Origin of the sequence: Martelella sp. UBA3392 (genome assembly GCF_002358775.1) — a bacterium.
GTDB lineage: Bacteria > Pseudomonadota > Alphaproteobacteria > Rhizobiales > Rhizobiaceae > Martelella > Martelella mediterranea.
In genome coordinates this window covers 1-13,333 of the sequence record NZ_DEPM01000033.1, presented here as the reverse complement: position 1 = coordinate 13,333, position 13,333 = coordinate 1, and the positions used below count along the sequence as shown (strand labels likewise).

12 protein-coding genes are annotated in these 13,333 nt (G+C 63.1%); 7 read left to right on the top strand and 5 right to left on the bottom strand.

Annotated elements, in window-relative coordinates:
* Window positions 1-675 (bottom strand): adenosine deaminase (locus tag B4E36_RS02785; RefSeq protein WP_345899949.1); only part of this gene is annotated, 675 nt, incomplete at its 3' end.
* On the bottom strand, window positions 672-1,892 hold the full coding sequence (locus tag B4E36_RS02780; protein ID WP_292053426.1) for a phosphopentomutase: 1,221 nt from the start codon (window positions 1,890-1,892) through the stop codon (window positions 672-674). The genes B4E36_RS02780 and B4E36_RS02785, both read right to left, overlap by 4 nt.
* A gap of 180 nt (window positions 1,893-2,072) precedes the next feature.
* Between B4E36_RS02780 and B4E36_RS02775 the strand changes: the two genes are divergently transcribed.
* Window positions 2,073-2,243 (top strand): hypothetical protein, encoded by a 171-nt coding sequence (locus B4E36_RS02775; RefSeq protein ID WP_292053428.1) that lies wholly within the window; start codon window positions 2,073-2,075, stop codon window positions 2,241-2,243.
* On the opposite strand, the gene B4E36_RS02770 is transcribed toward B4E36_RS02775, so the two are convergent.
* The 3 genes from B4E36_RS02770 to B4E36_RS02760 form a co-directional block, all read right to left on the bottom strand.
* Window positions 2,228-2,989, bottom strand: a complete 762-nt coding sequence (locus tag B4E36_RS02770; RefSeq protein ID WP_292053430.1) for a Stf0 family sulfotransferase — start codon at window positions 2,987-2,989, stop codon at window positions 2,228-2,230. The two genes, B4E36_RS02775 and B4E36_RS02770, sit on opposite strands and share 16 nt — an antisense overlap.
* Window positions 2,990-3,104: 115 nt before the next feature.
* Window positions 3,105-4,337, bottom strand: a complete 1,233-nt coding sequence (locus B4E36_RS02765) for a Zn-dependent hydrolase (protein ID WP_292053432.1) — start codon at window positions 4,335-4,337, stop codon at window positions 3,105-3,107.
* A 180-nt stretch (window positions 4,338-4,517) separates the two neighbouring features.
* Window positions 4,518-4,988 (bottom strand): DUF4142 domain-containing protein, encoded by a 471-nt coding sequence (locus B4E36_RS02760; protein WP_345899948.1) that lies wholly within the window; start codon window positions 4,986-4,988, stop codon window positions 4,518-4,520.
* Window positions 4,989-5,334: 346 nt separating this feature from the next.
* Here B4E36_RS02760 and B4E36_RS02755 point away from each other — a divergent pair, with 346 nt between their 5' ends.
* From B4E36_RS02755 to B4E36_RS02730, 6 genes are all read left to right on the top strand, one after another.
* Window positions 5,335-6,894 carry an ABC transporter substrate-binding protein gene (locus B4E36_RS02755; RefSeq protein WP_292053437.1) on the top strand — a complete coding sequence of 520 codons (1,560 nt, stop codon included), beginning with the start codon at window positions 5,335-5,337 and terminating at the stop codon, window positions 6,892-6,894.
* A 476-nt stretch (window positions 6,895-7,370) separates the two neighbouring features.
* Window positions 7,371-8,315, top strand: a complete 945-nt coding sequence (locus tag B4E36_RS02750; protein WP_292053439.1) for an ABC transporter permease — start codon at window positions 7,371-7,373, stop codon at window positions 8,313-8,315.
* The gene (locus B4E36_RS02745) at window positions 8,315-10,246 is read left to right on the top strand and encodes a dipeptide/oligopeptide/nickel ABC transporter permease/ATP-binding protein (RefSeq protein ID WP_292053441.1); all 1,932 of its coding nucleotides are present in this window, start codon (window positions 8,315-8,317) and stop codon (window positions 10,244-10,246) included. Before B4E36_RS02750 ends, B4E36_RS02745 begins: the two co-directional genes overlap by 1 nt.
* A complete protein-coding gene (locus tag B4E36_RS02740; protein WP_292053443.1) occupies window positions 10,239-11,234 on the top strand; it encodes an ABC transporter ATP-binding protein in 996 nt (331 codons plus the stop codon). The genes B4E36_RS02745 and B4E36_RS02740 overlap by 8 nt, the downstream gene beginning before the upstream one ends.
* Complete coding sequence (locus B4E36_RS02735; RefSeq protein WP_292053445.1) at window positions 11,231-12,031, top strand: FadR/GntR family transcriptional regulator; 801 nt, start codon at window positions 11,231-11,233, stop codon at window positions 12,029-12,031. The genes B4E36_RS02740 and B4E36_RS02735 overlap by 4 nt, the downstream gene beginning before the upstream one ends.
* Window positions 12,032-12,354: 323 nt before the next feature.
* Window positions 12,355-13,287, top strand: a complete 933-nt coding sequence (locus B4E36_RS02730; RefSeq protein ID WP_292053447.1) for an acetamidase/formamidase family protein — start codon at window positions 12,355-12,357, stop codon at window positions 13,285-13,287.
* Window positions 13,288-13,333 lie beyond the last annotated feature (46 nt).

Genomic DNA, 13,333 nt, shown 5'->3' with positions numbered 1-13,333 from the left:
ATCGGCAAGCCGACGCACCAGATCCGGCTCCTCCACCGCCCTGACGCCATGCCCGATCCTGTCGGGCCTGACGCGATCGAGCGCGTCGCGCACCGAGAAAGCGCCGCAGACCTCGCCGGCGTGAATGGTGATGCCAAGCCCGCCATCGCGCGCGATGTCGAAGGCGCGGCCGAAATCGTCAACCCGGCCCATGCGCTCGTCGCCGGCCATGTTGAAACCGGTCAATAGCGGGAAATCACAGGAAACGGCGTAGCGCGCCGCGCCTTCCACCTGCTCCGGCCCCATATGGCGCTCGCCGATCATCACCATGCGTGCCTCGATGCCGGTCTTGTCGCGCGCCGCCTCGATGCCGGCGGTGATCGCGCGCATATAGCCGTCCTTCGAAAGGCCGGCGGCAAGGCCCTGTTCCGGCGAGACGAAAAGCTCGGCATAGATCGTGTTTTCCGCAGCGAGTTCGCTCAGATAGGCTTCCGCAAGGGCCGCGAAATCCTCCTCCGAGCGGAACACATTCGCAATCGCCGCATAGCAGGCGATGAAGCTCGAAAAATCGTGCCAGAGATAGCGTCCGTCCGCGAGGTAGCGGGACAGATCGATGCCGTATTTCGCGGCAAGACGCGCCGCCAGGGCCGGCGGGGTGGCGCCTTCGATATGGCAGTGAAGCTCGGCCTTGATCACAGAAACGACCTCCCGTGTTTACCTGGGGTGAGGCCAAGATGCGCGGCGATGCTCTCCCCGATATCGGCATAGCTGTCGCGCACGCCGAACGATCCCGGCCGCAGCCCGGGGCCGAACACCAGCACCGGGACGCGTTCGCGGGTATGGTCGGAGCCGCGCCATGTGGGATCGCAACCGTGATCGGCGGTCAGCACCACGATATCGCCGGGCTTCAGCGTCTCGGCGATATCGGGAATCCGTGCATCGAAGGCCTCGAGGGCTGCAGCATAACCCGGCACGTCGCGGCGATGGCCGTAGAGCATGTCGAAATCGACGAGATTGGTGAACACGAGATCACCATCGCCGGCTTGAGCGATCGCCTTGAGGCTGGCATCGACCAGCGCCTCGTTGCCATCGGCCTTGAAGAGTTGCGTTACGCCCTTGCCGGCGAAGATATCGGAGATCTTGCCGACGGCGAGCACGTTTCGCCCGGCCTCGCTCACCCGGTCGAGCAGGGTTCTTTCCGGCGGCTCGATCGAGAAATCGCGGCGATTGCCGGTACGCTTGAAGGTATCGGCAGTCTCGCCCGTAAACGGGCGGGCGATCACCCGGCCGATATTGTAGTCATAGGTCAGCTCGCGCACGACTTCACAGAGCTTCATCAGCCGGTCGAGCCCGAAATGATATTCGTGGGCTGCGATCTGGAACACGCTGTCGGAGGATGTGTAGAAGATCGGCCGCCGGGTCCAGACATGCTCCTGACCGAAGCGCTTGATGATCTCCGTGCCGGAGGCGTGGCAATTGCCGAGACTGCCCGAAATGCCGGCCTTGGCATAGATCGCCTCCAGCAGTTCCGGGGGGAAACAATCGGGCCCTTCCGGAAAATACCCCCAGTCGAACATCACCGGCGTGCCGGCGATTTCCCAATGGCCGGATGGCGTGTCCTTGCCATGCGAGACCTCGCTTGCCGCCCCATAACGGCCGAGAAACCACTCCGGCCGCGCCATTCCCGCCGGATAATTGCCGCTTGCAAGCTTGGCCGCCTCGACAAGGCCAAGCGCCGCCATATTGGGAAGCTTCAGCGGACCTGAACGTAACCCGTCGCGATCGCCGATCCCGGCCGCGCAGAATTCGGCGATATGGCCGAGCGTATCGGCGCCGAGATCGCCATAGGCCTTGGCATCCGGCGCGCCGCCGATGCCGAAGGAATCAAGAACGTAGATAAAGGCGCGGGCCATGCGGTCCATTCCGTGAGATTCGATCAGGCATATCTAGCGCCTGCCTTCCGGCTTGGCAAACCATCGATCGGGCCGCTTGGGGCATGGCGGCGGTGGGCGCAAGGGGAACAGATCCCGGCCGAATTGCGTTTAATCAACCAGTAACCATGTCTTTTAACGCCGCGGGAAGTCAAGCGCGCCATGATGACAGTCACCGAAGCAGCCAGAGCCAGACCTGTCATGCCGCAAAGATCCGGACGCCGCTCCAACGCCATCGGCCACAGCGCGGAATTCGCGCTGATCGCCGGCGTCGTTCTCGCGGCGATCATCGCGGTCGGCTTCGCGGCTTTTCGATTTTACTTGGCGATCTGAAGCCGCAACCTTTCCGCCCACTCGTCATTGACCCGGTCGGCGATCTTTTTCACGCCGGGCGAAAGCGCATCCGCCGCCTTTCCATCAAGACCGAGCGCCAGCAGCACCGAGCGCAGCGTGTCGCGCGGGGATCGCGACAACGCGTCGTAATCGAGCCTCAGCGGCGCTATGCCCTCGCGCGAAAACCAGGCTTCCCATTCGCGCTCAAAGCCTGTCATCGTCTCATACCACTTCATCAGCGCGGGTCCGTCATAAACCGGCGCGCGAGGCGGTGCGAGGCGTTCCAGCTCAGAGCCATCGGACGCCACATGCCACAGCCCCGTCTGCTCCGCCTTCACGCAGGAAACCGCCTGGGCGACCTTGTCGGCGCGAGACAGGTAGACGAACAGCGTCCGGCCGAACGCCGCCTCGATGCGCGCCCTGTCTGAACCGGGGCCGGGATGGAGGACGGCGAGTTTTTCCATGAAATAGTCGGCGCTGCCGCGCTGCATGCGGAGGCCGAACATGCCTGTGTCACCGCTGCCCTTGGCGATTGCAGCGGCAAACACGCGGGCCAGCGTAGAACGCTCATCCTCGCCATCGATTTCCCCCACGCCATGACTTTTCCGCCATGCGGCGAGCGACGGGCGGTGAAAATGGGAATCGGGATTGCCGCTGATGCCGGTGGCGGCGAGCAGCTTGCAAAGCAGCGTACTGCCGCTGCGCGGCGAGGTGCAGATGATGTAGCTATCGTATCGGGCGGTCATGGCGGCTGTTTCTCGACGCGTTTAAAACCTCGTCCGGGGCAACCGAAAACGCCCGGTTTCCAGTCCACATACCACGCCTGAGCCGTGCAACAAACGCCTCATCGGTGACGGCTGTTCAGCCTGCGCTGAGCCGTATCAATGCCGCCAGCATCAATTGCGCGCCCTTTTCAATATCCGCCCAGTCGGAATGTTCTTCCGGCGCGTGGGATATGCCGTTGCGGCTCGGCACGAAGATCATCGCGGAGGGGCAGAGCGCCGTCATGGTCTGCGCGTCGTGGCCGGCGCCGGAGATCATCCGCCGCGCCGGCAGGCCGAGACGACGCGCCTCGGCTTCCAACATATCGATCAGGCTCGCATCAAAGGCGACCGGCGCGATGAAGCTATTTTCCTCGATGTAGAGCGAAAGCCCGTGCTTGCGCGCCACCGCGCCGGCCACTTCCGTAATGCGGGCCTGAAGGCCGCGCATCACATCCTCCCGTGCATCGCGGATGATCACGGTGAAGACTGCCTCCCCCGGTATCGTATGCGGATGGTTGGGGACAAGCTCGACCTTGCCGATGGTGATCCGGGCGTCGTCAGAACCTGAGGCGGCGATCATGTCGGGTATCTGGACGGCGATCTCGGCAAGTCCCGCAAAGGCATCGGCGCGCATATCCATCGGCGTCGTGCCGGAGTGGTTGGCGATGCCGGTAAGCCGGACATGCAGGTTGACGATGCCGGTCGCGCCCTCCGGCAATCCGATGGCAATCGCTTCCCGCTCCAGCACCGGCCCCTGCTCGATATGCAGTTCCAGAAACGCCCTGACCGAGCCTTTCGGCCGCGCCGATGAGAGGATCGCCTTCGGCTCCAGCCCCTGGGCACGCATGGCATCGGTCAGCAACACGCCATCGGCATCGGCAGCGCTTTCGAGCCAGTCCCGCGTCACCAGACCGGCGATCGTCTGCGAGCCGAGCATGCCGCCGAAACGCCCCTCCTCCTCCGAGGTGGCCGCCACCTCGATGGGGTGGGCCGGGGCAAAACCCGCCTCCTTCATGGCGCGCACGCATTCGAGCGCCACGGCCACGCCGAGCGCGCCGTCGAAAGCGCCGCCGCTCGCCACGGTATCGAGATGGGAGCCGACCATGATCGCGGGCGCGTCCGCCGCGCCGAAGCGTCCGAACACCGAATTTGCGCCGTCGCGGCTGACGATCAGGCCATCCGCCTCCATCTCGCGGGCGAACCAGTCGCGCACCGCCATATCGGCATCGCTGAAGCCGGTCCTGTTGAAGCCGCCGTCCTTGAGACGGCCGAAGGCATTGATGCCGTCGAGCAGGGTTTTCAGCCGCTCGCTGTTGATCTCGGGTTCCATACCGCCTCCCTGGCTGATCAATTCATTATGATAAATATAGCTATATCGCAAATTTTTCATAATAAATAAGATCACATAGCCCGATGGCGTCGGAAGCGGTTTTCAGAGCCGGACCATCCGGCCCGGCCTCATGAGCTCCGCCCCTGCCGGGCGCTGCCGGCGGAGCGGAGCCTGCGCAATCTAGAATGCGAGATCGGTGTGGGCGGTATGGAGCATATCGAGATGGGAGGCGATCAGCGGCACGAGAACGGTGGCAACCGTCTTCTGAACGCCCTGAGGCGATGCGTCATCCACCTCGCGTTTCTGTACCTTGAGAAGCGACTTGTGATTGTCGATCTGGTGCTCGATATAGGCGAGGTCGAAGGCGGGCCCCGGATCCATCCTCTTCAGCGTTTCGACCGTCTGCGACAGCGTATCCGGGCGCTCCGGCGTGGAAGCGCCGGTCTTCAGAAGCACGCCCGCAATCGCGTGGGCCTCTTCCGATTCCAGCTCGGCGAACTTGTAGACCACCGGATGGACCGCCTTCTTGGCGGCCAGTTTGCTGATATCGCAGGAAAACAGGTCGAATTTCAGCGTCTGTTGGCAATAGTCGTCCGGCGGCTCGTCCGCCCATGCCGAAACGGAGGCCGAAACCGAGGCCAGCGCGGTCATCGCCGCTGTTGCGGCTCCACCGATGAAAATATTACGGCGGCATAACGCGATCGAGGTCATGTTCAGTGCCTTTCATCATCCATCAGCTTTCATGTGAGGTCCGCTCACAGTCACGATCAGAGTGGTTCCGTAGTTGGCAATTTGAAGGCGCAATGCCTTTGTCATGGAAATCCGGATGGGCGCGGCCGCCTGCCAGCCCCGCTGGGTCACCGATTTAAGGTATTGAAAAATTTGGAGTTAGCTTGAACGCGCCGTCGCGCTCGCAGGAATTATCATAATAAATCCTTGTCAATTACAAATTTTTCATAATTAATTAAGGAAATCACCAACAGAGGAGAACCGATCGATGAAACGCCTTCTCGCAGCCGCGCTGGCTGCCGCGTCGCTCGCCTTCGGCGCGCCGGCGATGGCCCAGACGCCGCCAAATGTTCTGATCGTCGGCCAGATCGCCGAGCCGAAATCGCTCGATCCGGCCACCGACACCGCCGTCAACGACTTCCGCATCCTCGTCAACATGTATGACGGCCTGGTGCGCTACAAGGACGGCACACTCGAGGTCGAGCCCGCGCTTGCGGAAAGCTGGGATATTTCCGATGACGGCAAGACCTATACGTTCAAGCTGCGCGAGGGCGTGAAGTTCCACGACGGTTCCGATTTCAACGCCGAGGCGGTGAAGTTCAACTTCGACCGCATGCTGAACGAGGACAACGAGTATTACGACACCGGCCCGTTCCCGCTGGCCTTCTTCTTCTCCTCGATCGACACCGTCGAGGTGGTCGACGACATGACGGTGAAGTTCACGCTGACCGAGCCCTATGCGCCGTTCCTCTCCAATCTGGCCTATCCGACCGGCCTGATCGTCTCGCCGGAAGCGGTGAAGGAATATGGCAAGGATTTCGGCCGCAACCCCTCCGGCACTGGTGCGTTCAAGTTCGAGGAATGGGACCCGAACGCCAAGGTGGTCGTCTCCAGGAACGAAGATTACTGGGATGGCGCGCCGCCGCTTGAGGCCGTGGTGTTTCGCCCGGTTACCGATGCCAACACCCGCGTCGCCGAGATGCTTTCGGGCGGTCTCGACGTGATGGTCGAGGTGCCGCCGGATGCGCTTCAGCAGTTCTCCGGCAACGACAATTACAAGGTCTATGAGCAGGCCGGACCGCATCTCTGGTTCCTGATCCTGAACATGAAGGACGGCGTCTTTGCCGACAAGAAGGTCCGCCAGGCGGTCAACTACGCGATCAACAAGGAAGCGATCGTCAACGACATCCTGCAGGGCACGGCCGAAGTGGCAGCCGGCCCGACGCCGCCGGCCTTCGCCTGGGCCTATGACGACAGCCTGTCGCCCTACCCCTACGATCCGGAAAAGGCCAAATCGCTCCTGGAAGAAGCAGGCTATGACGGTTCGGAACTGACCTTCTACGTTACCGAGGGCGGTTCGGGCATGCTGGAGCCGCAGGCGATGGCCACCCAGATCCAGGCCGATCTGGAAGCCGTCGGCATGCCGGTCAAGATCGAGACCTATGAGTGGAATACCTTCCTGGGCAAGGTAAACCCCGGTCTGGAAGGCAAGGCCGACATGGCCGAAATGGCATGGATGACCAACGACCCGGATACACTCCCCTATCTGGCGCTGCGCTCGGAAGCCTTCCCCGATCAGGGCGGTTTCAACTCCGGCTATTATTCCAACCCTGAGGTCGACACGCTGCTGGAACAGGCGCGCACCTCGACCGATCAGGCCGAACGCGCCGAGCTCTACAAAAAGATGCAGACAATCGTGCAGGACGACGCGCCCTGGGCCTTCATCGCCAACTGGAAGCAGAACGCGGTGACCAAGGCGAGCGTGGAAAACTTCAAGCTCCAGCCCTCCTTCTTCCTGCTGCTGCAGAAGGTGGCGAAGCCGAATTGATCGGGCGACTGCCAAGCGCCAGGATTGGCGACAAACCTCTCCAATATTCGGGCGCAAACCTGTCCTCTTGACGGGCGTCATCCTCGGGCTTGTCCCGAGGATCTAATCCCCTCTCCATGCGAGCGGAGTCCATGGTCAGAGAGCAAGGCCGTTCTTGTGACCTTTTCTGACCCGAAACGTCAATCGTGTTGGTACGTGCTTAGACCCTCGGGACAAGCCCGAGGGTGACGACAGAGGGCGGGGTGAGCCCGGCGCCAGGGCTACACCGTTTGCTCCCAATTCTCTCTCCCGCTGGCGGGAGAGATGCCCCGAAAGGGCAGTGGGCAGCATCTCAAAGCGTGAGGGCGTCCGAGGGGAAACTCTCCCCCCTCACTGTCGCTGTCGCGACATCTCTCCCCTCCGGGGCGAGAAGATTGGGGGGCTTTGCGGCAATCGCCGTTTGCCCTTGATCGCATGGCCATCACGGAGAACACGCCATGGCACACTATATCCTCAGGCGGCTTCTGGCTGTCATTCCGGTGCTTCTCGGTCTCACCGTCATCGTGTTCGCGATCATGGCGATGATCCCCGGCGATCCGGCGACCGCGATTCTCGGCTCCTACGCCACGCCGGAGAATGTCGACCGCATCAACCGGGCGCTCGGACTCGACAAGCCGCTGGTGCAGCAATATTTCATCTGGCTCGGCAATATTCTCCACGGCGATTTCGGCCGCTCCTACACCCAGAACCGCCCGGTGATCGACATCATCACCGAACGTTTCGGCAATACGCTGATCCTCGCCGGCACCTCGCTGGTGCTCTGTTCCATCCTTGGCCTTCTGGCCGGCATCGTCTCGGCCGTGCGCCAGTATGGCTTTACCGACAAGCTGGTGACGCTGTTCGTGCTGATCGGCATTTCCGTACCTTCGTTCTGGCTCGGCCTGCTCCTGATCCTGGTCTTCGCCGTGAAGCTGCAATGGCTGCCGGCGAGTGGCATGTATGCGATCTATGGCGGCGGCGGACCGCTGGATCTGCTGAAACACCTGATCCTGCCGGCCTTCACGCTCTCGGTGGTGGCAACCGGCGTGGTGGCGCGGCTGACGCGCACCTCGATGCTGGAAGTGCTGCGCCAGGATTATATCCGCACCGCCCGCGCCAAGGGGCTGAAGGAGCGCCGGGTGATCATGCGCCACGCCTTCAAGGCCGCGCTCGTTTCGGTCATCCCCGTGCTCGGCATTCAGGCCGGTTTCGTGCTCGGCGGCGCGGTCTATATCGAGACCGTGTTCCAGTGGCCGGGCATCGGCTCGATGCTGGTGACCGCGATTTCCACCCGCGACCTGCTCACCGTCCAGGGCGGCGTGCTTATCGTGGCGGCGGCCTATGTGCTGTTCAACCTCGCCGCCGACGTCGTCCAGACCATGCTTGATCCGAGGTTGCGCTGATGACCGACGCTGCGATTTCCACACCCGTGAAGAAGAAGGGCGGCCGCCCGAGCGCGTTGAAGCTTCTGCTCAACAACACGCTCGCCACCACCGGACTGATCGTGCTGACGCTGATCGTGCTGGTGGCGCTGGCGGCCCCGATCCTGCCCCTGCAGCCGCCGAATGTTACCGATCCATCGGTGCGCCTGTTGCCGCCCTTTTCCGAGGGGCATCTTCTCGGCACCGACGCGCTCGGCCGCGATCTGCTGTCGCGGCTGATCTGGGGCACACGGGTGAGCCTCGCCGTTGGGGTCTCCGCCACGCTGATCGCCGCCTTCTTCGGCTCTCTGATCGGCCTCGTCGCCGGCTATGCGGGTGGGCGGACCGACAATATCCTGATGCGCGGCATCGATATGGTCATGGCGTTCCCCTATATCCTGCTGGCACTGGCGATCGTCGCGGTGCTCGGCCCCGGCCTCTTGAACGCGCTCTATGCCATCGCCGTCGTCAACATCCCGTTCTTTGCGCGTAACATCCGCGGGATGACACTCGGCCTCTCGCGGCGCGAATTCGTCGATGCGGCAAGGCTTTCGGGCAAGTCACATTTCTCGATCCTGTTCGGCGAGGTGCTGCCCAATGTGCTGCCGGTGATCATCATCACCATGTCGACCACGATCGGCTGGATGATTCTCGAAACCGCCGGCCTCTCCTTCCTCGGTCTCGGCGCCCAGCCGCCGCAGGCAGATCTCGGTTCGATGCTCGGTGATGGCCGCAAGGTGCTGTTCACCGATGCCCACGTCTCGATGGTGCCGGGCCTGATGATCTTCGCCCTCGTCATGAGCATCAACCTTTTCGGCGACGGCATCCGCGACGTGCTCGACCCGCGACTGAAATCCGGCGCGCTGGCCCGCCCCGGCGCCCGCACCGCCGTCAAGCGCGACGCCGCGCCGGACGAGAAGCCGCGCGAAAACGCCGTGCTCGATGTCCAGCAGATGCGCACCGAATTCCATGTCGGCGGCAGCATCTACAAGGCCGTCGGCGGCGTCGACCTGCATATCCGCGAAGGCGAGTGTCTCGGGCTCGTGGGCGAATCGGGCTCCGGCAAGTCGGTGACCGCGATGTCGCTGATGGGCCTTGTACCGACCCCGCCCGGACGTATTGCCGGGGGTGCCGCATGGTTTTCCGGCGAGGATCTGTTTGCCGCAAGCGACGAGCGCATACGCCAGTTGCGCGGCGGCGCGGTCAGCCACGTGTTCCAGGACCCGCTATCGACGCTGCATCCGCTGTTTACCGTCGGCGATCAACTGATCGAGGCGATCCAGGCCCACCAGCCGCTGTCGAAATCCGAGGCGCGGCAGAAGGCCACCGACCTGCTGCAATCGGTGCGCATCCCCAATGCGGCCGAACGGCTGAACGCCTTTCCGCACGAGCTTTCCGGCGGCATGCGCCAGCGGATTTCGATCGCCATGGCGCTCGCCAATGACGCACAGCTGATCATCGCGGATGAGCCCACCACCGCACTCGATGTCACCGTGCAGGCGCAAATCCTCGAGCTGATGAACGGGCTGCGCCAGGAGCGCAACACCGCGATCCTGTTCATCACCCATGATTTCGGCGTGGTCTCGGCGATCTGCGACCGGGTGGCAGTGATGTATGCCGGGCGGATCGTGGAAACCGGCACAACCGAGGAAATCCTCGCCAACCCGGCCCATCCCTACACCGCCAAGCTGATCGACTGCGTGCCGGTGCTGGGCGAGCCCGAGCGGCGGCTCGACGCGATAAAGGGCCGCCCGCCGGTGGTCAACGACCTGCCGGATGGCTGCGCCTTCGCCGATCGCTGTCCCTATGTGCAGGCGGACTGTCGCAAGGGCGATATCCCGATGCTCTCCTTCGGCGAGGAACGCGGGGCGCGCTGCATCCATCCGCTCAACCGGGAGACCGTCGATGCCTGAGGCCAATGAAACGCTGATCGCGATCGATCGGGCCGAGCGCATCTTCGGCGGCGGCAAGACGCTTTTCGGCAAGGCGCTTCCCGCCGTCCACGCCGTGCAGGACGTCACGCTCGATGTGAAGAAGGGCGAAACGCTCGGCATTGTCGGCGAGAGCGGCTGCGGCAAGTCGACGCTCGCGCGCCTGCTTTCCGGCCTCGATCTGCCGACCGGCGGCAAGATCACCTTCGAAGGCCGCGATCTGGCGCATGAGGCCAAGAAGCATCCGCGCGCGCTGGCCCGCCAGGTGCAATATGTGTTTCAGGACCCGGTGTCCTCGCTCAACCCGCGCAAGAAAATCCGCACCATTCTCGAAGCCCCGCTGATCCATCTGCTGAAGATGAACAAGGCGGAGCGGGCAAAGCGACTGGAAGAGTTGATGGACGCGGTCAATCTCGCGCCCGAGTTTCTGGAGCGCTATCCGCATGAGTTTTCCGGCGGGCAGGCCCAGCGGATCGGCATCGCCCGCGCGCTTGCCGCCGACCCGGAGGTGATCGTGCTCGACGAGCCGGTCTCCGCGCTCGATGTCTCGGTGCAGGCGCAGGTGCTCAACATTCTCGACGATCTGAAGAGCCGCTTCGGGCTCACCTACCTGTTCATCAGCCATGACCTGTCCGTGGTGGAATCGATCTCGGACCGGGTGGCGGTGATGTATTTCGGGCGGATCGTGGAGCTCGGCAGCCGCGATGCGGTGTTTGCCGAGCCGCTGCATCCCTACACCCATCTTCTGCTGAATTCCGCGCCCGCGCCGGGTCGCAAGGCGGTCTCCGGCGGCGATAGCGAGGCGGAGCTGCCGGACCCCTACAATCCGCCCAAGGGCTGCGCCTTTTTCGCCCGATGTCCCAACGGAACGGAGCATTGCCAGACGCATGTTCCGCCGATAGATGAAGCGCAAGGGGGGCCCGGCCACGAAGCCGCCTGCTTCCATCCGATGGTGAAAAGGACGGCATGACCAGACCCAGCCTTGAAAGCCGCCAGGCCTTTGCCCCGCCCTTTGCGGAGAAGAAGCGCAAGCGGCCGGATATCATCGCCGACATGCTGCGCGAGCGGATGATCGAGGCCGGGCTTCAACCCGGCGACCGGCTGCCGGCGGAATGGCTTGATCCCGAACAGCTTTCCGCCTCGCGCGGCACGGTGCGCGAAGCGCTGAAAATCCTCGAATTCCAGGGCATGATCGCCAGCAAGACCGGCCCCGGCGGGGGCATCTTCGCCCGCGCGGTCGCGCCCGGCGAGGCGATCCAGACCGTGACCAACCTGTTCCTGCGCGCGCCGCCCTCGATCTCCGACATTTACGCGCTGCGCAAATCTCTGGAGCCGGAACTGGCGGCAGACGCAGCGCTTCATCTGCCCGACGAAGCGATTGATGATCTGCAGGCCACAATCCGGCTCTACGAGGCCGAGCCAAAATCCGCCGACGAGGAATATGTCCAGCGCCTCGCCGAACTCGACTTCCACGCCGAGCTTTCGCGCCATGCGAAAAACCCGGTGCTCGGCTTTGCCTGCGGCCTGCTCCTGCACCTTCTGCGCGACCTGCCGGAGTGCCGGGACATCTACCAGACGCCCAATCCGGGCTTGCGCGAGACCGGCATTTTCTACCAGATCGAGTTGATCAAGGCGATCCGCTGCCGCAACCCCGACCGGGCCCGCAAGATCATGGCGGAACATATGGCCGAGGCCGAGGCTTATATGCTTGAGCGGGCGCGGCTGAACAGGGAGGTCGAAGCTTTGACGCAACGTTACGAACCGTAGAAGCGCGACGCGTCGGGCAACCTCAAGTTCACTGAACGACGAAAGGCTCCGCAATTGATTGACTGTGTATGCCGTTCAACCGAAGTCTATGCTTTTGCTACTTCTCCCGCTTATCGGAAGCACCGATCCCTCCTTCTCCCGGGGTCACCCTCGGGCTTGACCCGAGGGTCCATGCTCCGTTCTCCGTATGGCCTGGATGCTCGGGTCAAGCCCGAGCATGACGCGAGTGGAGAGAACGGTCGTCGGTCGATAGCCTCTGATCTGCGAAAAGCACCTCTGAAGTCCACCTATTTGACCACCATAACCGCCGCGGAGAGCACACTATGATCCGCACCATCCATTCCCACGAAGGCCATCTCGGATGGGATCGGGCGATCGAGCCGGTGCATTTCGCAAGGTCCGGCGAGACCATAACCTTTGCCTGCCTCGATGCCGGCCACGGGCACTATCATCACGATAGCACCGCCACCGATATCCTCACCGCCGATCCGGCCAAGGCCAATCCGCTGACCGGTCCGGTCTATGTGGAAGGCGCAACACCCGGTGATGCGCTGAAGGTGACGATCCACGAATTCTCGCCGTCGGGCTTCGGCTGGAGCGCGATCATTCCGGGTTTCGGCCTGCTGTCCGATCAGTTCAGAGAACCGAGGCTGAAGCTCTGGGACTACGACACGACGGCAAGAAAGCCCGCCGTCTTCAATGATATCGCGTCCGTGCCGCTGCGCCCCTTCATCGGCACGATCGGCGTCGCAATGGCGGAGCCCGGCAATCATTCGGTGATCCCACCGCGCCGCGTCGGCGGCAATATGGATATCCGCGATATCGCCGCCGGCACCACGCTTTACCTGCCCGTCGAGGTTGAGGGCGCGCTGCTGTCGCTCGGCGACACCCACGCCGCCCAAGGCGATGGAGAGGTCTGCGGCACGGCAATTGAAAGCGCGATGGATGTCTCGATCACGGTGGAAGTTGTGAAGGATGCCGCCCCGAAGACCCCACATTTTTCCACGCCCGGCCCGATCACCCGCCATCTCGATACCGCCGGCTACGAGGTAACGACCGGCATCGGCCCCGATCTGATGCTTGCTGCCCGCGATGCCGTCTCGGCGATGGTCGACCACCTGTCGAAGAGCCGCAAGCTTGCGCCCGAGGATGCCTACATGCTGTGCTCGGTCGCCGGCGACCTGAAGATCAGCGAAATCGTTGACGCGCCCAACTGGGTCGTGTCTTTCTATTTTCCGAGGATCGTGTTCGGGTAGAGCGACGGGCCAAGCCGCATACCCCGCCAATCTTCTCGCCCCGGAG